Source organism: Nakamurella leprariae (assembly GCF_016918035.1).
Classification (GTDB): Bacteria; Actinomycetota; Actinomycetes; order Mycobacteriales; family Nakamurellaceae; genus Nakamurella; species Nakamurella leprariae.
In genome coordinates this window covers 39,412-60,550 of sequence record NZ_JAERWK010000020.1, presented here as the reverse complement: position 1 = coordinate 60,550, position 21,139 = coordinate 39,412, and the positions used below count along the sequence as shown (strand labels likewise).

Sequence of the window (21,139 nt, the reverse complement as noted above, 5' to 3'; positions counted from 1 at the left end):
CGCCGCTCTCGGCGGCGGCCACGAGGCACGCGGACCACCGCGAGCGGGCACGTCACATGAGAACCCACCGCGTCGATCACGGGCCGGCGACCGGACGAACCGGCCGGCCAGCACCCTCGCCGAGGCAACCCCCGCACTCTACCCGGTACCCGGGCGTGCGACGAAACCGCCCGCGTGCTGTCTTACGGTGCCAGGCATGGTGAGCGACCCCGCCGGTGCGCCGGCGTCCGGGCCGGCCGAGTTCTCCGGCCACGCCCGCGGGTCGGCCGGGTACCGGCGCATCCTCATCGCGTTGTTCTGCGCAGGCATCGCCACCTTCGCCCAGCTGTACTCGCCGCAGGGGCTGCTGCCACTGCTCGCCGACGACCTGACCATCACCGCGACCCAGGCGGCGCTCTCGGTGTCGGTGGCCACCACCGGCCTGGCCGTGTCCGTACTGCCGTGGTCCGCGCTGGCCGACCGGATCGGCCGCGTCGCCGCCATGCGGATCTCGCTGGTGTCCATGACCGTGCTCGGGCTGGCCACCCCGCTGGCTCCGGACCTGACCGTGCTGCTGGTGATCCGTGCGCTCGAGGGGGTGGCGCTGGGCGGTCTGCCGGCGCTGGCCATGACCTACCTGGCCGAGGAGATCCGCCGGGCCGAGACCGCGGTGGCGGCCGGCACGTACGTCTCGGGCACCACCATCGGCGGCCTGCTCGGGCGGCTGGTCGCCGGTCCGGTTGGCGACCTGGGCGGCTGGCGACTCGGGGTCACCGCGGTGGCGGTGATGGCCGGGGCGGCCGCGGTGGCGGCCAGCCTGCTGCTGCCGGCCCCCCGCGGGTACCGCCGGCAGGTCGGGGTCGGCGCCGGGCGGGTGCTGCGCGCGTGCCTGACCCACCTGGGCCGATGGCGACTGCTGGTGCTGTTCCTGCAGGGGTTCCTGCTGATGGGCTCGTTCGTCGCCGTCTACAACTACCTCGGCTTCCACCTGACCGCGGCGCCGTACGGGCTGCCCACCGCGGTGACCAGCCTGTTGTTCCTGGCCTACCTGGCCGGGACGGTGTCGTCCCGGGTGGCCGGGCGGTGGGTGTCCCGGTTCGGGGTCCGCGCGGTGCTCGTCGGCTCCGCGATGGTGTTCGTGGCCGGCGCGGCGCTCACGCTGGCCGGGCCGCTGCCCGTCGTCGCGCTCGGCCTGGTCGTGCTGACCACCGGGTTCTTCGCCGGGCACGCGGCCGCCTCCGGAGCCGTCGGGGTCACCGCCACCGAGCACCGGGCCCAGGCCACCGCGCTCTACATCCTCTTCTACTACGCCGGCTCCAGCCTGGTCGGCTGGCTGGCCGGGCTGGACTACGACGCCGGCGGCTGGGGTGGCGTGGTGCTGCTCGTCTGCCTGCTGGTCGGTACCGCCGGGGCGCTCATGGCGCTGCCCGGGTCGGCCCCGCGCCGGTCAGCCCTGCGTCGATCAGACTGACCGCACCTGCAGCACGGCCGTGCGCACCACGTCCACCAGCGCGTCGACGTCGGCCTCGGTGGTGTCGAAGGAGCACATCCAGCGCACCTCGTTCGCGGTGCGGTCCCAGTCGTAGAAGCGGAACCGCTCCCGGGCCAGGTCGGCCGCCCGCGGATCCAGCACCCCGAAGACGGCGTTGGCCGCCACCGGCCGGGCCACCCGGACGCTGTCCGGGCCCAGCTCCTGGCCCAGCGCCGTCATGCCGGCGGACAGCCGCGCCGCCATCGCGTTGGCGTGCCGCGCGGACCGCAGCCACAGGTCGTCCTCGTACAGGGCGACCAGCTGGGCGCTGATGAAGCGCATCTTGGACGCCAACTGCATCGTGTACTTGCGCAGGTAGGGCAAGGTCGCGGTGATCCCGGCCGGCCCGTCACCGGCCAGCTCGGGGTCCAGCACCACGACCGCCTCGCCGAACAGCAGGCCGTTCTTGGTGCCGCCAAGGGACAGCAGGTCGATGCCGACGTCGGTGGTGAGGGCGCGCAGCGGGACATCCAGCGCGGCGGCCGCGTTGGACAGCCGGGAGCCGTCCAGGTGCACCCGCATGCCCAGGGTGTGGGCGTGCTCGGTGATCGCCCGCAACTCGTCGACCGTGTAGAGGGTGCCCAGTTCGGTGCTCTGGCTGATCGAGACGACCAGCGGCTGGGCGTGGTGCTGGTCGCCCCAGCCCCAGGCCTGACGATCGATGAGCTCGGGCGTCAGCTTGCCGTCCGGGGTGGGGACCCCGAGCAGCTTGATGCCGCCGATCCGCTCCGGGGCGCCGTTCTCGTCGGTGTTGATGTGCGCGGTCTCGGCGCACACCACCGCGCCCCACCGGGGCAGCACCGCCAGCAGCGACACCACGTTCGCGGCGGTGCCGTTGAAGACCGGGAACGCGGTGGCCGCCGGGCCGAACCGATCCCGCACCACGTCCTGCAGCCGGGCCGTCCAGACGTCGTCGCCGTAGGCGACCTGATGCCCGACGTTCGCGGCGGCGATGGCGGCCAGCACCTCGGGATGCGCGCCGGCGTAGTTGTCCGAGGCGAAGGTGCGGGGGGCGATCGCACCAGCACCGGCGGTCGGAGCGGGATCGGTGATCGGGGCGGGGACGTCGAGGCTCACGACGATCCAGCCTGCCACCTCCGGGCGGGTGCTCCGGACCGGATCAGGCCGGGGTCAGTGCTCGAACAGCTTGGTGACCGAGCCGTCCTGGAAGACCTGCTCGATCGCCTGGGCGATGAGCGGGGCGATGGACAGCACGGTGAGCTGCTCGAACCGGTGCTCCGGGGGGATGGGCAGCGTGTTGGTCAGCACCACCTCGACCGCGCCGCAGGTGGCCAGCCGCTCGGCGGCCGGATCGGACAGCACCCCGTGGGTGGCCGCCACGATCACTTTGGTGGCGCCCTCGTCCAGGACCTGGCGGACGGCCTTGGACACGGTGCCGGCCGTGTCGATCATGTCGTCGACCACGATGCAGGTGCGGCCGGTGACGTCACCGACGACCCGGTTGGCCACCACCTGGTTGGGCTTGAGCGGGTCACGCGTCTTGTGGATGAAGGCGATCGGGGCGCCGCCGAGTCGGTCGGCCCAGCGCTCGGCGGTGCGCACCCGGCCGGAGTCGGGGGAGACCACGGTGAGGTCGTCGCCGCTGTACCGGTCGGCGATGTGATCGGTGAGCAGCTTCTGGGCGAACAGGTGATCCACCGGACCATCGAAGAAGCCCTGGATCTGATCGGTGTGCAGGTCGACGGTCATCAGCCGCTGCGCCCCGGCCGTCTTGAGCAGGTCGGCGACCAGCCGGGCCGAGATCGGTTCGCGGCCACGGTGCTTCTTGTCCTGCCGGGCGTACGGGTAGAAGGGCAGCACCACGGTGATCCGCTTGGCCGACGCGCGCTTGAGCGCGTCGATCATGATCAGCGTCTCCATGACCCACTTGTTGAGATCGGCCCCGCAGGACTGGACCAGGAACGCGTCCGAGCCGCGGACCGACTCGTTGAAGCGGACGAATATCTCGCCGTTGGCGAAGTCGTAGGCATCCTGACCGGTGACCGAGACGTCGAGTTCCTTGCCGATCTCGTCGGCCAGTTCGGGATACCCACGACCGGAGAACAGCATCATGCTCTTGCTGCTGGTGGTGGAGATGGCGTTCAACGCGGTGGTCCCCTTCGGCGGCGGCGCGCGGGTGAGGGGCGGCCGCGGTCCGGTGGACGCGGTCAGACAGCGGTGATCGCGCGGCGGATGCGGTCGCGGAAGTCGACGGTGGCGCAGGCAGTGACAGGCTGAGAATACGGGCGTCGGGCGAGTGCTCAGGACCTTGCCGGCGTGGCCGGGGTCACGCCCCCGGCGTCGGCGTCGGCGTGTGGGTCGGTCCCGTCCCGGTCCCACCGTCCGGCTCCGCGGTGGCACCGGCCGCGACCGCCGCCTGGGCCGCGCGGCTGCCGGCCCGTCGGCGCAGCACCCAGCCGGGGATCGCCTGCTGCCGCTGCCGGGCGACGGCCAGGTCGCCGGCGTCGACGTCGGCGGTGACCGTGGAGCCGGCGGCCACGAACGAGCCGGCCCCGAGGGTCACCGGGGCGACGAGCGTGGAGTTGGTGCCCACGAAGGACTGCTCACCGATCTCGGTGCGCGACTTGGTCTGCCCGTCGTAGTTCGCGGTGATCGTGCCCGCGCCGATGTTGGTGCCGGCGCCGATGGTCGCGTCCCCGACGTAGGACAGGTGCGGCACCTTGGCCCCGCGGCCGATGGTCGAGCCCTTGACCTCGACGTACGCGCCGACCTTGGACTTCGCCTCGAGCACGGCGCCGGGCCGCAGGTAACTGAAGGGCCCGACAGTGGCGTCCGGGCCGATGGTGGCGCCCTCGGCGTGCGACCGCACCACCGAGGCCCCGTCGGCCACGGTGCAGCCGCGCAGGGTGGTGTCGGGGCCGACGGTGCAGCCGTTCCCCACCGTGGTCCCGGCCTCCAGCGACGTGCCGGGCAGCAGGGTGGTGTCCGGGTCGACGGTGACGTCGGCGTGCAACCAGGTGGTGGCCGGGTCCTGGACGGTGACGCCGGCCAGCTGGGCCCGCCGCACCAACCGGGCGTTCAGCTCCGCAGCCATGGCGGCCAGCTGCACCCGGTCGTTGACGCCCTCGATCTCGGCCGGGTCGTCGGCCGGGACGGCGCCGACCCGGTGACCCTGTCGGCGGGCGATGGCCAGCACGTCGGTGAGGTACTGCTCGCCCTGCTCGTTGGACGAGCCGACCTGGGCCAGTGCATCGGTCAGCACCGCGCCGTCGAAGGCGTAGACGCCCGAGTTCACCTCGTGGATCTGCCGCTGCTCGGCGGTGGCGTCCTTGTGCTCCACGATGCCGACCGGGGCGCCGTCGGCGTCCCGCACCAGCCGTCCGTAGCCGGTCGGGTCGGGCACCACCGCGGTGAGCACGGTGACCGCGTTGCCCTGGTCGGCGTGCTGCCGGGCCAGGGCCTGCAGCGTCTCCGCGCGCAGCATCGGGACGTCGCCCATGGTCACCAGCACCGTGCCGGTGAGCGTGCCGGTGGTGGCCAGCGCCGCCCCCACGGCGTGGCCGGTGCCGAGCTGTCGCTCCTGCACGGCGTGCAGCAGCTCGGTGCCGTCCGTCCGGAGGTCGTCGGCGGACGCCAGGTACTCGGCCACCTGCTCGCGGCCGTGCCCCAGCACGGTCACGATGCGGGCCGGCCGGACCGCCGCTGCGGCACGCACCGCGTGCCACAGCAGCGGCTTGCCCGCCAGCGGGTGCAGGACCTTGGGCCGGGAGGACTTCATCCGGGTACCGGCGCCGGCGGCGAGGATCACGACGGTCGGAGCGGATGCCTCGACGGATGCCTCGACGGATGCCTCGACGGACGGTCCGGCGCGGTCGGGGGTGCTCATGGACGCTCCTGGACGGGCTCGGGTGCGGCTGGCGGGGTGCACGCGGGTGCTGCCCGACGGATCGTAGGCAGCGACGGGACGGCCCGCACGGAGCGTGCGCGGCGTCACCACGATGGCAGGATGTCATCAACCGGTCGCAATGGGTGACGAGCCTCGGAAGTGGCGGGCCGGTCGACCCGCGCCGGTCGCGGTGTCCGGCACACTGGACGGGGAGGACGAGCGGCAGCGCTCCGCCGCCAGGATTCGAACCTGAACCATCGGAACCAAAATCCGAGGTGCTGCCGTTACACCACGGCGGACTGCGCGGCCATTCTCGCACGGCCTCCACGCAGCGCGGGTGGTCGCCGCGACGGGGCGCGGGCCTTCCCAGCGGCGGATCGCCGAGTTAGGGCATCCTCACTACAGTCGACCGTTGCGTTAGGGTCAACCCGACCGGCCCCCCTGAGCCCCCCGAGAGGGACCATGACACCTCCCCAGTCCAGTGCTGTCGCCGATCCGACCGCTGTTCCGATGTCCGAGGCGGTCCCCACCGGAACCGGCGGCACCACCGCCGGGACGGGGAGCGCGACGGAGCCGCCGACCGGTAAGCCGGCGCCCAAGCCGGTCACGGTCGGGCAGCGGCAGTGGGCGGCCCAGATGGCCGTCTACGCGTTCTCGGTCATCCCGCTGCTCGCGTTGATCGCGGCCATCCCGGTGGCCTGGGGCCTGGGCTTCCTGTCCTGGACCGACGTCATCATCGCGGCGGTGTTCTACGTCATCTCCGGCCTGGGCATCACGGTCGGATTCCACCGGTACTTCACGCACGGCTCCTTCAAGGCCAACCGAGGGCTGCGCATGGCCCTGGCCGCGACCGGCCAGATGGCCGTGCAGGGTCCGGTGATCATCTGGGTGGCCGACCACCGCCGGCACCACGCGTTCTCCGATCGCGAGGGCGATCCGCACTCCCCGTGGCTGTACGGCACGTCGGTCCCCGCGCTGGCCAAGGGCTTCTGGCACGCGCACATGGGCTGGATCTTCGACCGCGACATGACCAATCAGCAGCGCTTCGCGCCGGATCTGCTGGCCGACAAGGACATCGCGCGGATCAACAAGTACTTCTGGGTCTGGACGATCATCTCGATCGTCGGCCCCGGTGTCATCGGCGGTCTGGTCACCTGGTCGTGGTCAGGTGCGCTGACCGCGTTCTTCTGGGCCGGACTGGTCCGGGTGGCGCTGCTGCACCACGTCACCTGGTCGGTCAACTCGATCTGCCACATGATCGGCGAACGGCCGTTCTCCTCGCGCGACAAGTCGGCCAACTTCTGGCCGCTCGCGCTGCTGAGCTTCGGCGAGTCGTGGCACAACCTGCACCACGCCGACCCGACCTGCGCCCGGCACGGCGTGCTCCGCGGCCAGCTCGACATCTCGGCCCGCGTCATCTGGGCGTTCGAGCGGTTCGGCTGGGCCACCAAGGTGCGCTGGCCCAACGCCCAGCGGCTGGCCCGGATCCAGGCCACCGCCGACGAGATGGGCCACTGATCCCGCCCGCCTGACCGGACCGCCCGATCCCGCCGGCCCCGCGTACCCTGGTCGCTGAGCAACCCCTCGTCATCCGTGGACGGGGGGTTCTTGGCGTGCCCGGACGGGTGCGCCGCCGCCGGGCCGCCGCTGCCGGCCGCCGGCGTCCGCAGTGGCTTCCAGGAGAGTGACGCTTGTCCCATGTCTCGGCCGCAACTGTCTCGGCCGCAACTGTCTCAGCGGCAACGGCCCCCGGGGTGTTGACCGGACTGCTCGACGCGGTGACCGAGGATCCGTACCTGCGGTCGGTGCTGGCCGACGTCGGTCGACCCGGACGGCGGGTGGTGGCACCGGCGTCGCTGCGGCCGTTCCTGGCGGCAGCCCTGGCGCTGGGCTCGGACCGTGGCTCGGACCTCGGGGACGCGGAGCGTCCCGCGGTGCCGGTCACCCTGGTGGTGGCCACCGGCCGGGAGGCCGAGATCGCCCAGGCCGCCCTGGCCGACCTCATCGGTGACGACCGCGTCGCCATGTTCCCGTCCTGGGAGACGTTGCCGCATGAGCGCCTGTCGCCGCGGGCCGACACCGTCGGCCGTCGGTTGGCCGCGCTGCGCCGGCTGACCCATCCGGAGACGGACCCGGCCGGCGCCCCCGCCGTGCTGGTCACCACCATCCGCTCGCTCATCCAGCCGATGGCGCCCGGGCTGGGCGACCTGGAGCCGGTCGAGCTGCGGGTCGGTCAGGAGACCGACCTCGGGGCCGTCGTCGACCGGCTCGTCGAGCTGGCCTACAGCCGGGTCGAGATGGTCGAGCGGCGCGGCGAGCTGGCCGTCCGCGGCGGCATCCTCGACGTCTTCCCGCCCACCGCCGAGCACCCCGTGCGGGTCGAGTTCTTCGGCGACGAGGTCGCCGACCTGCGCTCCTTCGCCGTCACCGACCAGCGCTCGCTGGGCACGGTCGAGGCGCTGGTGGCGTCGCCGTGCCGGGAGATCCTGCTGTCCGACGACGTGCGGGAGCGGGCCGCCGCCCTGGCCGCCGGCAACACCGGCGACCCGTCGTTGACCGAGATGCTCGAGAAGATCAGCCAGGGCGTCGGGGTCGAGGGCATGGAGTCGCTCATCCCGGTGCTGGTCCCCGGTGACCTGGTCGTGCTGCCGGACCTGCTGCCGGCCGGCACGCACGTGCTGTTGGCCGACCCGGAACGGATCCGCACCCGGGCCGACGACCTGGTGCGGACCGGCAACGAGTTCCTGGCCGCGTCCTGGATGGCCGCCGCCACCGGCGGGCAGGCGCCGATCGACCTGGGCGCGTCGGCCTACCGGCCGCTGGGTGAGGTCTTCGACCTCATCCGCGACCGCGACCTGCCGCTGTGGCGGGTCACTCCGTTCGACTCCGGCGACCCCGCTGATCCGGACGGCGCCGACGAGGAGCCGGGTGAGCCGGCGGTGCTGCCCGCCCCGCTCTACCGCGGCGACTTCGACGCGGTGCTGGCCGACATCCGGCAGCGCATCACCGACGGCCGGCCGACGGTGCTGGTCGTGGGCGGTCAGGGCACCGCGGAGCGCGCCCGGGAACGGCTCACCGAGGCCGAGATCGGCGTTCGGCTGCTGGAGGGCGCCCCGGCGCCGGAGTTCCTGCGGCCCGAGGTGGTGACGGTGTCCTGCGGTCGGCTCGACCACGGGTTCGTGCTGGCTGGGTCGGGTCTCACCGTGCTGACCGAGGCGGACCTCACCGGCGGTCGCGGGCCGGCCGACGGGGCCACGCCGGGCGCGCGGATGCCCAGTCGGCGCCGCAACGCCGTCGACCCGGTGTCGCTCAAGCCCGGCGACTTCGTGGTGCACGCCCAGCACGGCATCGGCAAGTACGTCGACCTGGTGCAGCGCACCACCGGCGGCGCCACCCGCGAGTACCTCGTCGTCGAGTACGCGCCGAGCAAGCGCAACCAGCCGGGGGACCGGCTGTTCGTGCCGACCGACGCGCTGGACCTGCTGTCCCGGTACGTCGGCGGCGAGGTGCCGACGCTGAACAAGCTGGGCGGCGGTGACTGGGCCAAGACCAAGGGCCGGGCCCGCAAGGCGGTCCGGGAGATCGCGGCCAAGCTGGTGCAGCTGTACGCCGCGCGGGCCTCGGCCCCCGGGCACGCGTTCGCGCCGGACAGCCCGTGGCAGCGGGAGCTGGAGGACGCCTTCCCGTTCACCGAGACGCCGGACCAGCTGGCCGCCATCGACGAGGTCAAGCAGGACATGGAGCGCGCGGTCCCGATGGACCGGGTGATCTCGGGCGACGTCGGCTACGGCAAGACCGAGATCGCGGTGCGGGCCGCGTTCAAGGCGGTGCAGGACGGCAAGCAGGTCGCCATCCTGGTGCCGACGACGCTGCTGGCCCAGCAGCACCTGAACACCTTCAGCACCCGGATGAACGGCTTCCCGGTCGTCGTCCGCGGCCTGTCCCGGTTCACCGACCCGGCCGAGTCGAAGGCGACGATCGCCGGGCTGGCCGACGGCAGCGTGGACATCGTCATCGGCACCCACCGGCTGCTGCAGCCGAGCGTCCGCTACAAGGACCTGGGTCTGGTCATCGTGGACGAGGAGCAGCGGTTCGGCGTCGAGCACAAGGAGCACATCACCGCGCTCCGGGCGCACGTCGACATGCTGACCATGTCGGCCACCCCGATCCCGCGGACGCTGGAGATGAGCCTGGCCGGCATCCGGGAGATGTCGACCATCGCGACCCCGCCGGAGGAACGGCACCCGATCCTGACCTACGTCGGCGTCTTCGACCAGCAGCTGGTGGCGGCGGCGGTGCGGCGCGAGCTGCTCCGCGACGGCCAGGTGTTCTTCGTGCACAACAAGGTCTCCGACATCGAGAACGTGGCCAAGCAGCTGCGGGAGGCAGTGCCGGAGGCGCGGATCGCCATCGCGCACGGGCAGATGAACGAGGACATGCTCGAGAAGGTGATCAACGGGTTCTGGCAGCGTGACTTCGACGTGCTGGTCTGCACCACGATCGTCGAGACCGGGCTGGACATCTCGAACGCCAACACGCTCATCGTCGACCACGCCGAGATCCTCGGGCTGTCCCAGATGCACCAGTTGCGTGGCCGGGTCGGTCGTGGCCGGGAACGCGGATACGCATACTTCCTGTACCCGGCGGACAAGCCGCTGACCGAGACTGCGCATGACCGGTTGGCCACCATCGCCCAGCACGCCGACCTGGGCGCGGGCATGGCGGTGGCCATGAAGGACCTCGAGATCCGTGGCGCCGGCAGCATCCTCGGCGCCGAGCAGAGCGGTCACATCGCCGGCGTGGGGTTCGACCTGTACGTCCGGCTGGTCGGCGAGGCGGTCACCGCGTTCAAGCGGCAGGCCAAGGCAGCCGGCGGCGAGGAGGTGGTCGAGGAGGAGCCGATCGAGGTCCGGATCGAGCTGCCGATCGACGCCAACCTGCCGCACGACTACATCCCGGCGGAGCGGCTGCGGCTGGACGCCTACCGCCGCATCGCCGCGGCCACGTCACCGGCGGACATCGAGGCGGTCAGCGCCGAGCTCGTCGACCGGTACGGGCCGTACTCCGACCAGGTCACCAACCTGCTCGGCGTGGCGCTGCTGCGGCAACGGGCACGCACTCTGCGGATCGGCGAGATCGTCATCACCAGTGCCGGTCTCAAGCTCTCACCGCTGACCCTGCCGGAATCGGCGCAGATGCGGATCACCCGGCGCTACCCGGGCAGCCGGTACCGCGAGCTGACCAGCACGCTGACCCTGCGCGCGCCGCAGGAGTCGGACCGGCTCGGCGCCCCGCCGATGCGCGACGCCCAGCTGATCGACTGGATCAACACGCTGCTGGACGAGCTCACCCCCGCGACGGTCGGGGTGCGCTGACGCCGGAGCTGCTGTCGCGGCGGCTGGACTGTGTGGCCGGCCCTCGGCCCCGTCAGCTCAGCGCTCTCCGCCTCAGGGGCGGCCCAGCGCTCGGTAGGTCCAGCCGGCCGCGCGCCACGCCACCGGGTCGAGGGCGTTGCGGCCGTCCAGGATGCGGCGCCGGCCCACCACGGCGCCGAACACCTCGGGGTCCAGGTTGCGGTACTGGTCCCACTCGGTGAGCACCAGCACCAGGTCGGCGCCGGCAGCGGCCTCTTCGGCCGTGCTCGCGTAGGTCAGGTCCGGCCACGCCCGCTGCGCGTTCTCCACCGCCTGCGGGTCGGTGCACACCACCGACGCACCCTGCAGCCGCATCTGGGCGGCGACGTTCAGGGAGGGGGAGTCGCGGATGTCGTCGCTGTTCGGCTTGAAGGCCAGGCCCAGCACGGCCACCCGGCGGCCGACGATCGACCCGCCGCACACCTCGCGGGCCAGGTCGACCATGCGCACCCGGCGCCGCATGTTGATCGAGTCGATCTCCCGGAGGAAGGCCAGGGCCTGGTCGGCGCCCAGCTCCCCGGCGCGGGCCATGAACGCCCGGATGTCCTTGGGCAGGCAGCCGCCGCCGAAGCCCAGCCCGGCGTTGAGGAACCGGCGCCCGATGCGCGCGTCGTAGCCGATGGCGTCGGCCAGTTGGGTGACGTCGGCACCGCTGGCCTCGCACACCTCGGCCATCGCGTTGATGAACGAGATCTTGGTGGCCAGGAACGAGTTGGCCGCCGCTTTGACCAGCTCGGCGGTGGCGTAGTCGGTGACGACCTGGGGCGTGCCGGCCTGCAGCGGGGTGGCGTACACCTCGTCGAGCCGGGCCTGCGCCCACTCACCCGAGGCGCCGGACGGGATGCCGTAGACCAGCCGGTCCGGATGCAGCGTGTCCTCGACCGCGAAGCCCTCCCGCAGGAACTCGGGGTTCCAGGCCAGCGCCGCCTCCGGCTGCGTCCGGGCCACCAGCTCGGCCAGCCGGGCGGCCGTGCCCACCGGGACCGTCGACTTGCCGACGACCAGGTCGCCGGGGGACAGGTGCGGTAGCAGGGCGTGCACCGCGGCGTCCACGTAGGCCATGTCGGCCGCGTACTCGTTGCGCTTCTGCGGGGTGCCGACGCACACGAAGTGCACCGAGCGCCCGGAGGCGGCCGACATGTCGGTGCTGAACGACAACCGCCCGGACTCCAGGGCCTCGGCCAGCACGGCCTCGAAGCCGGGCTCGTAGAACGGCGTCTGCCCCTTGTTCAGTAGCGCGATCTTGGCGGCGTCCACGTCGACACCGACCACGTCGTGTCCCAACTGGGCCATGCACGCGGCGTGCACCGCGCCCAGGTAGCCGCAGCCGATGACGGTCATGGTGGTCATGGCATCTCCGTAGCACACGGGCCCCCGACGGGCCGGACGATGGTTCGCCGGACCCCCTCCGGCGCCTCGATCGTAGGCGTACCGACTCCCGAACGGGTGTGAGCTGTCGCTGCGTCGACGGTGGCCCGGCTCACCCGGTGTTCCGCATGCCCGCGGCGACCCCGTTGACGGTGACCAGCATCGCGCGTTGCAGCTGCGGGTCGATCTCCTCGGTCGTGGTTGCGGCCCGGATGCGCGCCAGCAGGTCGACCTGCAGGTAGGAGATCGGCGCCAGGTACGGCTCGCGCACGGCCAGGGTGCCCTGCAGCACCGGCTGGCCGTCGAGCAGCCGCCGCCCGCCGGTGAGGCGGAGCACCTCGGTCATGGTCAGCTCGTGCTCGGCGCGGATCTGGTCGAACAGCCGGTGCAGCCCGGACGGCACCAACGCGTCGACATAGAGCGCGGCGATGCCCATGTCGGCCTTGGCCAGGGTCATCTCCACGTTGGACAGGAACGTCCGGAAGAAGTGCCACCGGTCGTGCAGCCGGTCGAGCAGCTCACCGGAGCCGGACTCCCGGGCCGCACGCAGGCCGGAGCCGACCCCGAACCAGCCGGGGATGATCTGCCGCGACTGAGTCCAGCCGAACACCCAGGGGATGGCCCGCAACCCGCCCAGCCCGGCCCCGGAGTCCGGCCGGCGGGACGGTCGCGAGCCGATGTTCAGCGACCCGAGCTGTTCCACCGGGGTGGAGGCCAGGAAGTAGGCCGGCAGTTCGGGGTCGTCGATGAGCCGGCGGTAGGTGGCGAAGGCGGCGTCGCTGACCGTCTCCATCACCTCGTCCCACCGGCGCAGCTCGTCGGCGTCCTGCCGGGGCCCACGGTGCAGGGTGGACGCGCGCAGCGTGGCGGACAGGGTGAGCTCGAGGTTCTCCCGAGCCAGCTCGGGCAGCGCGTACTTGTCGCTGATCACCTCGCCCTGCTCGGTGAATTTGATGGCGCCGTCCAGCGCGCCGTGCGGCTGGGCCAGGATCGCGTCGTAGGTCGGCCCGCCGCCCCGGCCGACACTGCCACCGCGGCCGTGGAACAGCACCAGTGAGACACCGTGCCGAGCCGCGACGTCCCGCAGCCGGCGCTGCGTCTTGTGGATCTCCCACTGGCTGGTGGTGATGCCGGCGTCCTTGTTGGAGTCCGAGTAGCCGAGCATGACCTCCTGGGTGTCGCCGCGCAGCCGCACGAGTTCCCGGTAGCTCGGTTCGGACAGCAGTTCGTCCAGCACGTCACCGGAGTGGCGCAGCTCCTCGACCGTCTCGAGCAGCGGTGCGAACCCGATGGCGGCGAACGGTTCCCGGCCTCGCACGTCCGGATCGCCCTGGAGGTCGACCAGTCCCGCCTCGCGGGCCAGCAGCACCGCCGCGAGCACGTCGTCGCTGCCCTTGGTCATCGAGATGATGTACGTGCGGATCACTTCCGGGCCGTAGGTGGCCTGGGCCCGGCGGATCTCGTCGAACACCGACGCGGTCCGCTCGGCGTCGGCGTCCAGCGCGGGGAACCGCCCGGCCAGCGGCCGGCGCGAGGCCAGTTCGGCGGCCAGCACGTCCCGCCGCTGCGCGTGGGGGAGCTGCTCGTACGGTCCAGGCAGTTCGCCGAGACGGTCGAGCAGCAGGCCGATCACGTGATGGTGCGCGTCGGCGTGCTCGCGGATGTCCATGGTGGCGGCGTGCAGACCGACCGCGGCCAGCGTGCGGCGCACCGTGGCCAGCACCCCACCGGCGGCCAGCTCGCCGGCGTGCTCGACCAGGGAGTCGTGCACCACGGCCAGATCGGCCAGCAGCTCGGCCCGGTCGGCGTAGTCACGCCCGGGCTCGTGCTGGCGGTCGCCGGCCACCCGGGCCGCCGTGTTGATCAGCTTGGCCTTGACGCAGGTCAGCTTCAGCCGGTACGGCTCCGCCCGGTTGAGTTCCTTGACCCGCGGGTCCAGTCGCGGCAGTCGGGCCAGGTCCTGCTCGACGGAGGCGAGCAGGGCGGGAGAGACGGCCACGATGTCCACCGAGCTGGACAGCATCCTGATCGCCTCGTCGATCGCCCGGACCGCGACGTCGTGGGCGAGACGGTGTTGCAGCTGCAGGATCTCGCGGGTGACCGAGGCGGTCACGTTCGGATTGCCGTCACGGTCCCCGCCGATCCACGTGCCCATCGACAGCGGCACCGCCTCCGCGTCGAGCTCCGCACCGCGCTCCCGCAGCTCGGCGGCCAGGTCGGCGGTGAGTGCCGGCAGCGTCTGGCCCAGGATGGTGTCCAGGTAGTACATGGCGTTGCGCGCCTCGTCCACCGGCGTGGGCCGCACCTGCCGCAGTTCGTCGGTCTGCCAGATCAGGTCGACCAGCTCGGCGAGCTCGCGGTCCTGACGGCGACGGGCGGAGCTGCCGGCGGGCGTCGGCTCGGCCAGCACGTCGGCCAGCCGCCGCAGTTTGGTCAACACCGAACGACGGCTGGCCTCGGTGGGGTGGGCGGTGAACACCGGGGTGACCGACAGCTCCCGGATGGCCTGGGTGAGCTCGTCCGGACCGAGTTCGGCCGCGACCTCGGCGATGGCGGTGGTCAGGTGGCCCTGGTCGGCGGGCCGGGCCCGCAGTGCCCGCACCCGGTGCACCTGTTCGGCCGCGTTGGTCAGGTGGAAGTAGGTGGCGAAGGCCCGGACCACCCGGTTGGCCGTCCCGATCGGCAGCTCGGCCAGGAGGGCACGCACCTCGGCGGTGGCGGCCGCGCGCTGCTCGTGGTCCTGGGCCTGCTTGGTCAGCGCCCGCACGCGTTCGACCAGGTCGAGCAGGTCCTGTCCGTGCTGCCGGACCAGGGTCTCACCCAGCAGAGTGCCCACCCGGCGGACGTCGGCGCGCAGGTCGGCCGATCCGGCGTCGTCCCAGCGTTCCCGGCTCCGACCGTCCGATCCGTCGATCTCGCCGCTGTCGGTCTCACGCAACACCTCGGTCATGCCCCCGATGGTCCCGCACCGCTGTGACGGCCCGATGTCCGGCAACAGGGTGGCGTGCCCCGCCGGTCGGAAGACCGGACAGAGAGATTCCTCGTTACGACGATCCAACGGCGCTGATGGTGGATCGTCGACTCGATCGGCGCATCGATCGAGTGATCTCTGCCCGTTTCACCGGGATCGATCCCTCGCAGCGTCACCTTGCGTTACCGTCAGCGTGCTCCAACCGGCGCAGGGCCGGGTCGTGGGCGGCGGGAGGACCAGTGACCACGGTGTCGATCGGACACGGGCTGCACACGGACGCGGTCGACGGGCTCCCGGTGGCCGCCGAGCCCGCCGGTGACGCCGGGCCGCGCCCCACGCTGCGGCCGGACCCGGCCGGTCGCCGGTCCGGCATGCCGTCGGTCACCGTCGCCATCGTGACCGACGGACGGTCGGACGGACTGGGCAACACGATCGCCGACGTCATGGCCCAGGCAGCCGACATCACCCGCTGGGGCTTCACCCGGGACTGCCGCGTGCTGGTGCTCGATCGGAGCACGGAGGGTGGCGCGGCGACCGCCCTGACGGCGGCACGGGACGCCGGCCTGACCGACTCCGAGCCGTGGTGCTCACCGGTCGAGATCGTCCACGCCCCGGGGGCGAGTGTGGCGGCGGCCCACGACGACGTGCTCGACCGCACCGACGGCCGGGACGTCCTGGTGTTCGTGGGCGACGGGCACCGGCCGGCCCACCAGTGGCTCGCCCGGTTGCTGGCGACCTACCGCGCCGCACGGGCCGATGTCGTTGCCGGCCCGGTGGCGTCCGACGACACCCGACCCGCGTCCGGCGTGCGAGCGATCCGACGATCGGCATCGACCGGCACCCGCGTCCGGTCGGCGCCCGCCGGCAACCTCCTGCTCGACCGGGAGTTCGTCCGTTCGGCGTCGCTGCGGTTCCGGCAGCGTGCGGACGGCGACCGGAACGTCCTGCGGTTCACCAGGTCAGCCGTCCGGGCCGGTGCGGTCGCCGTCTGGTGTGCCGAGGCCGTGGTAACGCCGTCCGCTGCGCCGACGGCCGAGGATGCGCCCTCGGTGCTGGGGCGGGCGTCCCGGACCGTGCGCGTCGTCGCGGGACGTCGGGCCCCGGCCGGCGGTCGTCGCACCGACGCCGAGTGTGCGGTCGACCGCCCGCTGTCGGCGTGACCGGGGGCGATCCGGGACGGTGCCCCTCCCCGGATCGTCCGGCGGGGTCACCGACGCAGCGGTGCGACGATCGCCGCCACTGCCTCATGGACGAGATCGGCGCAGCGACGGAAACTCTCGACCGGCTGACCGATCGGGTCGGCCAGGTCGTCGAGGTCGCCGCCGACCGGCTGGACATCACTGCGCGCCAGCAGTGCCTCGGTCACCAGGCGCTTGCCCGAGCCCTGCGGGTCGTCGGCGGGGATCGGCGGGACCGCACCGCACAGCCGGGCGAACTGGCGGAGGGTGAAGGTCCGCCGCACCGCCGCCGGCACCAGCTGGACGACCGCGGCGCGGTGCTCCCGGGCGGCGGTCAGCACCAGACCGGACGACCGCACCATCTCCGCGGTGATCGGCCGCGACCGGAATCCGTCGGCGGAGGCGCCCCGCTCGGTCAGGACCTGCTCGCTCAACGGGTGCATCGGCTGGTCCTGGAACCCCCGGGTCCCCGCCGACCGCACCGTCCAGCCCGTGGCCCCCTCCGTTCCGACGCCCTGCTCCTGGAGCTCCTGCAGCGCCGCGCCCAGGAACCGCTCCGCCATCGGCGAGCGGCACAGGTTCGCGGTGCAGACGACGAGGACCTCGAACGGAGCTGGTGGCATGGCGCCATCCTGGCAGCGGCCTCGAAGGGTCCGGGTGAGGTCGCGCGACCGTGCCGACGGGACTGCCGACGGGACTGCCGACAGGACCGCCTGAGGGGACTGCCCGCCGGGACCGCCGGCCCGGTCGCTGGGTAGCGTGCCTCGGACACGGGCGGAGGGAGCAAGGGTGGATCCGGAACACGCGGGCACGGTGGACGGCTGGGACAGCAGCGACTCCGGCGCGGCGACCCCTCGGCTGCTCCAGGCGGTGGCGGTGATGAACCGGCTGCGGTCGCCCGGCGGTTGCCCGTGGGACGCCGAGCAGACGCACGTCAGTCTGCTGCGCTACCTGGTCGAGGAGTGCTACGAGCTCGTCGACGCGGTCGAGCGCGGCGACCGCGCGGCCGTCCGTGAGGAACTCGGTGACGTGCTGCTGCAGGTGCTGTTCCACGCGCGGATCGCCGAGGAGGACCCGGACGATCCGTTCGACATCAACGACGTGGCCGGTGATCTGGTCGGCAAGCTGGTCCGGCGGCACCCGCACGTCTTCGGTGTCGGCGACGAGTCCGCCCCGGCCGACGACGCCGGCTCGGCCCAGCCGGTGCTGTCGGCGTCCGACCAGCAGGTGCGCTGGGACCAGCTCAAGGCCGGCGAGCGCGGTCGCGGCCGGGTGCTGTCGGGCGTGGCCCTGGGGCAGCCGGCCGCCGCGCTGGCCGGCAAGCTCGGCGCCCGGGCCGCGAAGTTCGACGTCGAGGTGCCGCTGCCCGAGGACCCCGGCGTGGGTGGCGAGCTGTTCCGCATCGCCTACGCCGCCGGCGCCCGGGGCGAGGATCCGGAGACCGCGCTGCGGGCGGTCGCCCGTGCCCATGCCGCCGCGTTGCAGGCGGCGGACCCGGCCGGTCACCCCGGATCCGATGCCGCCCCCGAGGCCGACGCCGAGGCGACCACGGGCTGATCGACCGGCGGGTGTCGGGCCGTCGCCCGACCCCGACCGGCGGCAGAATCGGCGGTGCGCGTCGCCGTGGCGGACCGTTCCCCGGATGCGTGCCCGGACCCGCTGCCGAGAGGATCCCCGTCATGAGCATGATCGCCGCCGACCACGCATCGGCGCCCGACTCCGGGGCCGCCGACCACCTGTGGATGCACTTCACCCGGATGGGCAGCGCCGCGACCGACCCGGTGCCGGTGGTCGCCCGCGGCGAGGGGGCGTACCTGTTCGACACCAAGGGCAAGCGCTACCTGGACGCGCTGTCCGGGCTCTTCGTCGTGCAGGCCGGGTACGGCCGTGAGGAACTGGCGGTGGCCGCGGACCGGCAGCTGCGGACGCTGCCGTACTTCCCGATCTGGTCCTACGCCACGCCGCCGGCCATCGAACTGGCCGACCGGCTGGCCGCGCTCGCTCCCGGCGACCTGAACAAGGTCTTCTTCTCGTCCGGCGGCGGCGAGTCCGTCGAGACGGCCTGGAAGGTGGCCAAGCAGTACTTCAAGCTGACCGGCCGGCCGAACAAGACCAAGGTGATCAGCCGCGCCGTGGCCTACCACGGCACCACCCAGGGAGCGCTGTCCATCACCGGGGTCCCGGGTTTCAAGCACGCGTTCGAACCGTTGGTGCCGGGCACCTTCCGAGTGCCGAACACCGACTTCTACCGCGCCCCGGAGCCGTTCGCCGACGACGAGAAGGCGTTCGGGCGATGGGCCGCCGACCGCGTCGAGGAGGCCATCCTGGCCGAGGGGCCCGACTCGGTGGCCGCGGTGTTCGTCGAACCGGTGCAGAACGCCGGCGGGTCGATCCCGCCACCGCCCGGGTACTTCGAGCGGCTGCGGGAGATCTGCGACCGGCACGACGTGCTGCTGGTCTCCGACGAGGTGATCTGTGCGTACGGCCGGCTGGGCGCCATGTTCGGCGCCGAACGATTCGGGTACCAGCCCGACATCATCACCAGCGCCAAGGGTCTCACCTCGGGGTACGCGGCCCTGGGGGCGGCGATCATCTCGGACCGGATCTTCGAGCCGTTCAGCCGGGGCACTGTGACCTTCCCGCACGGGTACACCTTCGGCGGGCATCCGGTGGCCTGCGCGGTGGCGCTGGCCAACCTGGACCTGTTCGAGCGGGACGACCTGCTGGGCCACGTGCGGCGCCACGAGGACACGCTGCGCCGCACCCTGGAGCAGCTGCTGGACCTGCCCATCGTCGGGGACGTGCGCGGCGCCGGGTACTTCTGGTCGGTGGAGCTGGTCCGCGACCGGGCGACCAAGGAGCCGTTCAGTCGCGACGACTGCGAGCGGATCCTGCGCGGCGTCGTCGCCCCCGGGATGTGGGAGGCCGGCGTCTACTGCCGCTGCGACGACCGCGGCAACGCCGTGGTCCAGTTCGCGCCGCCGCTGATCTGTGGGCCGGCCGAGTTCGACCAGATCGAGGCGGCCATGCGCACGGTGCTCACCGACGCCTGGGCCCAGCTGTGACGCCGCAGGTGCTGCCGTCGGGGACGGACGAGACATCGGAGAGGGGAACAGGAATGTCGCGACTGGTCGTCGGGGTGCCCAAGGAGATCAAGGACAACGAGAACCGGGTGTCGGTGCAGCCGGACGGCGTGCACGAGCTGGTGCACCACGGCCACCAGGTGGTGGTGGAGCGCGGCGCCGGCGTCGGGTCCCGGTTCTCCGACACCGAGTACGCGGCGGCCGGGGCCACCCTGGTCGACTCCGCCGACGCGGTGTTCGCCGCGGCTGACCTGATCGTCAAGGTCAAGGAGCCGGTGCCGGCCGAGTACCACCGCTTCCGCGAGGGCCAGCAGCTGTTCACCTACCTGCACCTGGCCGCGGACCAGGAGCTCACCGAGTTCCTGCTGGAGCGCCGCATCGACTCCATCGCCTACGAGACGGTGCAGACCGACGACCGCAAGCTGCCGCTGCTGACCCCGATGAGCGAGGTGGCCGGCCGGATGGCCGTGCAGGCCGCTGCGCACGCGTTGGAGAGCCCGGCGGGCGGCGCCGGGATCCTGCTCGGTGGGGTGCCCGGGACGCCGGCCGCCCGGGTGACCATCATCGGCGGTGGGGTGTCCGGTACCGAGGCGGCCAAGATCGCCGCGGGCATGCGGGCGCTGGTCACGGTGATGGACACCAGCCCGGCCCGGCTGGCCTACCTGTCCGACATCTTCGGCGGCCGACTGGATCTCGTGACGCCGAACCGGGCCCGCACCGCCGCCGCGGTGGCCGAGTCCGACGTGGTCATCGGGGCCGTACTGGTGCCCGGGGCCAAGGCCCCCAAGCTGGTGTCCCGGGAGATGGTGGCCAGCATGCGGCCCGGCAGTGTGGTCGTCGACATCGCCATCGACCAGGGTGGGTGCTTCGAGACCAGCCGTCCCACCACGCATTCCGACCCGACCTACGTCGAGGAGGGCGTCGTGCACTACTGCGTGGCCAACATCCCCGGCGCGGTCGCCCGCACCTCGACCCTGGCCCTGACCTCGGCCACCCTGCCCTACCTGGTCAAGGTGGCGGACCGCGGCGTGCTGGGCGCGGCGGCCGACGACGTGGCGCTGGCCCGGGGGCTGTCCACCGTGCGCGGGGAGCTCACGACTGCGCCGGTGGCCCAGGCGCACGGCCTGGCGTACCGCGACCCGGCGGGGCTGCTGACCGTCGGCTGACGCGTCGATCAGGCGGCCGGGACCGCCGTCCCGGCCGCCCGCGCGGGGTCGAGCCGGCCGGTCCGCTCGGCCCAGACCTCGAAGATCAGCGTGGCCAGTGGCGGCACCGACGCCGCGAGCGCGAACAGGGTCGTCCACAGCGACCAGCGCAACGCCCGGGCCGCGACCAGGGTGACGATCAGGTAGAGGACGAACACCGCCCCGTGGATCGGCCCGAACACCGTGACGCCCAGGTCCCCGGTCTCGGCGATGTACTTGAAGAACATCCCGACCAGCAGACCGACCCAGGTCACCGCCTCCGTCACGGCGACGACCCGGTAGGCGACGGACACGGTGCTGGGGGAGCGCACGGGAGAACCTCCTGGGGACGGACGCTGGGCCGGAACGGGAGCGTGCGGGGCGGCCGGGAAGTTCCGCCGGCGACCGGCGACGCCGGTCACAGGGAGCGTCCCCCGGACCGGCCCGTGACGTCCCCGGAAGTCGGGAACGTGACGCCCGATACACTTCCGGCCGCGGTCCTGCGGGCCGGTCCGGGCCCTGTACTCCGGCCGGCCCGACGTGGGTCGCCCGTCCCGACACCGTCCCAGCCGTGGAGATGAACC

Annotated in this window: 14 protein-coding genes and 1 tRNA gene; 7 read left to right on the top strand and 8 right to left on the bottom strand. The window is 72.8% G+C overall.

What is annotated here, in order from left to right; translation table 11 throughout:
* Positions 1-196 precede the first annotated feature (196 nt).
* Complete coding sequence (locus tag JL106_RS15205; protein WP_205261578.1) at positions 197-1,450, top strand: MFS transporter; 1,254 nt, start codon at positions 197-199, stop codon at positions 1,448-1,450.
* Here the strand turns inward: JL106_RS15205 and JL106_RS15200 are convergent.
* The 4 genes from JL106_RS15200 to JL106_RS15185 all read right to left on the bottom strand — a co-directional run bounded on the left by JL106_RS15200 (position 1,442) and on the right by JL106_RS15185 (position 5,656).
* Positions 1,442-2,563 carry a threonine aldolase family protein gene (locus JL106_RS15200; protein ID WP_205261745.1) on the bottom strand — a complete coding sequence of 374 codons (1,122 nt, stop codon included), beginning with the start codon at positions 2,561-2,563 and terminating at the stop codon, positions 1,442-1,444. The genes JL106_RS15205 and JL106_RS15200 overlap by 9 nt on opposite strands.
* A 78-nt stretch (positions 2,564-2,641) precedes the next feature.
* Positions 2,642-3,616, bottom strand: a complete 975-nt coding sequence (locus JL106_RS15195; protein ID WP_205261577.1) for a ribose-phosphate diphosphokinase — start codon at positions 3,614-3,616, stop codon at positions 2,642-2,644.
* A 181-nt stretch (positions 3,617-3,797) separates the two neighbouring features.
* A complete protein-coding gene (gene glmU, locus JL106_RS15190) occupies positions 3,798-5,357 on the bottom strand; it encodes a bifunctional UDP-N-acetylglucosamine diphosphorylase/glucosamine-1-phosphate N-acetyltransferase GlmU (protein ID WP_205261576.1) in 1,560 nt (519 codons plus the stop codon).
* A gap of 228 nt (positions 5,358-5,585) precedes the next feature.
* Positions 5,586-5,656 (bottom strand) — tRNA-Gln (locus JL106_RS15185).
* Between the two features lie 211 nt (positions 5,657-5,867).
* Between JL106_RS15185 and JL106_RS15180 the strand changes: the two genes are divergently transcribed.
* On the top strand, positions 5,868-6,875 hold the full coding sequence (locus tag JL106_RS15180; RefSeq protein WP_236007739.1) for an acyl-CoA desaturase: 1,008 nt from the start codon (positions 5,868-5,870) through the stop codon (positions 6,873-6,875).
* A gap of 236 nt (positions 6,876-7,111) precedes the next feature.
* A complete protein-coding gene (gene mfd / locus JL106_RS15175) occupies positions 7,112-10,732 on the top strand; it encodes a transcription-repair coupling factor (protein WP_205261575.1) in 3,621 nt (1,206 codons plus the stop codon).
* 72 nt (positions 10,733-10,804) lie between these two features.
* On the opposite strand, the gene JL106_RS15170 is transcribed toward mfd, so the two are convergent.
* Together JL106_RS15170 and ppc are read right to left on the bottom strand one after the other, a co-directional pair.
* The gene (locus tag JL106_RS15170) at positions 10,805-12,121 is read right to left on the bottom strand and encodes a UDP-glucose dehydrogenase family protein (RefSeq protein ID WP_205261574.1); all 1,317 of its coding nucleotides are present in this window, start codon (positions 12,119-12,121) and stop codon (positions 10,805-10,807) included.
* A 130-nt stretch (positions 12,122-12,251) separates the two neighbouring features.
* Positions 12,252-15,089, bottom strand: coding sequence for a phosphoenolpyruvate carboxylase (gene ppc / locus JL106_RS15165; protein ID WP_205261573.1), 2,838 nt, complete (start codon positions 15,087-15,089; stop codon positions 12,252-12,254).
* 260 nt (positions 15,090-15,349) lie between these two features.
* Between ppc and JL106_RS15160 the strand changes: the two genes are divergently transcribed.
* Positions 15,350-16,270, top strand: coding sequence for a hypothetical protein (locus tag JL106_RS15160; protein WP_205261572.1), 921 nt, complete (start codon positions 15,350-15,352; stop codon positions 16,268-16,270).
* Between the two features lie 47 nt (positions 16,271-16,317).
* Here JL106_RS15160 and JL106_RS15155 read toward each other — a convergent pair whose 3' ends face one another.
* Positions 16,318-16,911, bottom strand: a complete 594-nt coding sequence (locus JL106_RS15155) for an arsenate reductase/protein-tyrosine-phosphatase family protein (RefSeq protein WP_205261571.1) — start codon at positions 16,909-16,911, stop codon at positions 16,318-16,320.
* Positions 16,912-17,077: 166 nt separating this feature from the next.
* On the opposite strand from JL106_RS15155, the gene JL106_RS15150 reads away from it, so the two are divergent.
* The 3 genes from JL106_RS15150 (at position 17,078) to ald (ending at position 20,537) form a co-directional block, all read left to right on the top strand.
* Complete coding sequence (locus JL106_RS15150) at positions 17,078-17,845, top strand: MazG family protein (RefSeq protein ID WP_328842519.1); 768 nt, start codon at positions 17,078-17,080, stop codon at positions 17,843-17,845.
* 128 nt (positions 17,846-17,973) lie between these two features.
* Positions 17,974-19,353, top strand: a complete 1,380-nt coding sequence (locus JL106_RS15145) for an aspartate aminotransferase family protein (protein ID WP_205261742.1) — start codon at positions 17,974-17,976, stop codon at positions 19,351-19,353.
* 53 nt (positions 19,354-19,406) lie between these two features.
* A complete protein-coding gene (gene ald, locus JL106_RS15140; RefSeq protein WP_236007737.1) occupies positions 19,407-20,537 on the top strand; it encodes an alanine dehydrogenase in 1,131 nt (376 codons plus the stop codon).
* A gap of 8 nt (positions 20,538-20,545) precedes the next feature.
* On the opposite strand, the gene JL106_RS22185 is transcribed toward ald, so the two are convergent.
* On the bottom strand, positions 20,546-20,887 hold the full coding sequence (locus JL106_RS22185) for a DUF3817 domain-containing protein (RefSeq protein WP_328842516.1): 342 nt from the start codon (positions 20,885-20,887) through the stop codon (positions 20,546-20,548).
* Positions 20,888-21,139 lie beyond the last annotated feature (252 nt).

What these genes read in the sequence shown, in the direction of transcription:
- JL106_RS15145 (WP_205261742.1), top strand. Translation starts at nt 17,974, where the DNA reads ATGATCGCCGCCGACCACGCATCGGCGCCCGACTCCGGGGCCGCCGAC.
- JL106_RS15180 (WP_236007739.1), top strand. Translation starts at nt 5,868, where the DNA reads ATGTCCGAGGCGGTCCCCACCGGAACCGGCGGCACCACCGCCGGGACG.
- JL106_RS15155 (WP_205261571.1), bottom strand. Translation starts at nt 16,911, where the DNA reads ATGCCACCAGCTCCGTTCGAGGTCCTCGTCGTCTGCACCGCGAACCTG.
- ppc (WP_205261573.1), bottom strand. Translation starts at nt 15,089, where the DNA reads ATGACCGAGGTGTTGCGTGAGACCGACAGCGGCGAGATCGACGGATCG.
- JL106_RS15205 (WP_205261578.1), top strand. Translation starts at nt 197, where the DNA reads ATGGTGAGCGACCCCGCCGGTGCGCCGGCGTCCGGGCCGGCCGAGTTC.
- ald (WP_236007737.1), top strand. Translation starts at nt 19,407, where the DNA reads ATGTCGCGACTGGTCGTCGGGGTGCCCAAGGAGATCAAGGACAACGAG.
- JL106_RS15170 (WP_205261574.1), bottom strand. Translation starts at nt 12,121, where the DNA reads ATGACCACCATGACCGTCATCGGCTGCGGCTACCTGGGCGCGGTGCAC.
- glmU (WP_205261576.1), bottom strand. Translation starts at nt 5,357, where the DNA reads ATGAGCACCCCCGACCGCGCCGGACCGTCCGTCGAGGCATCCGTCGAG.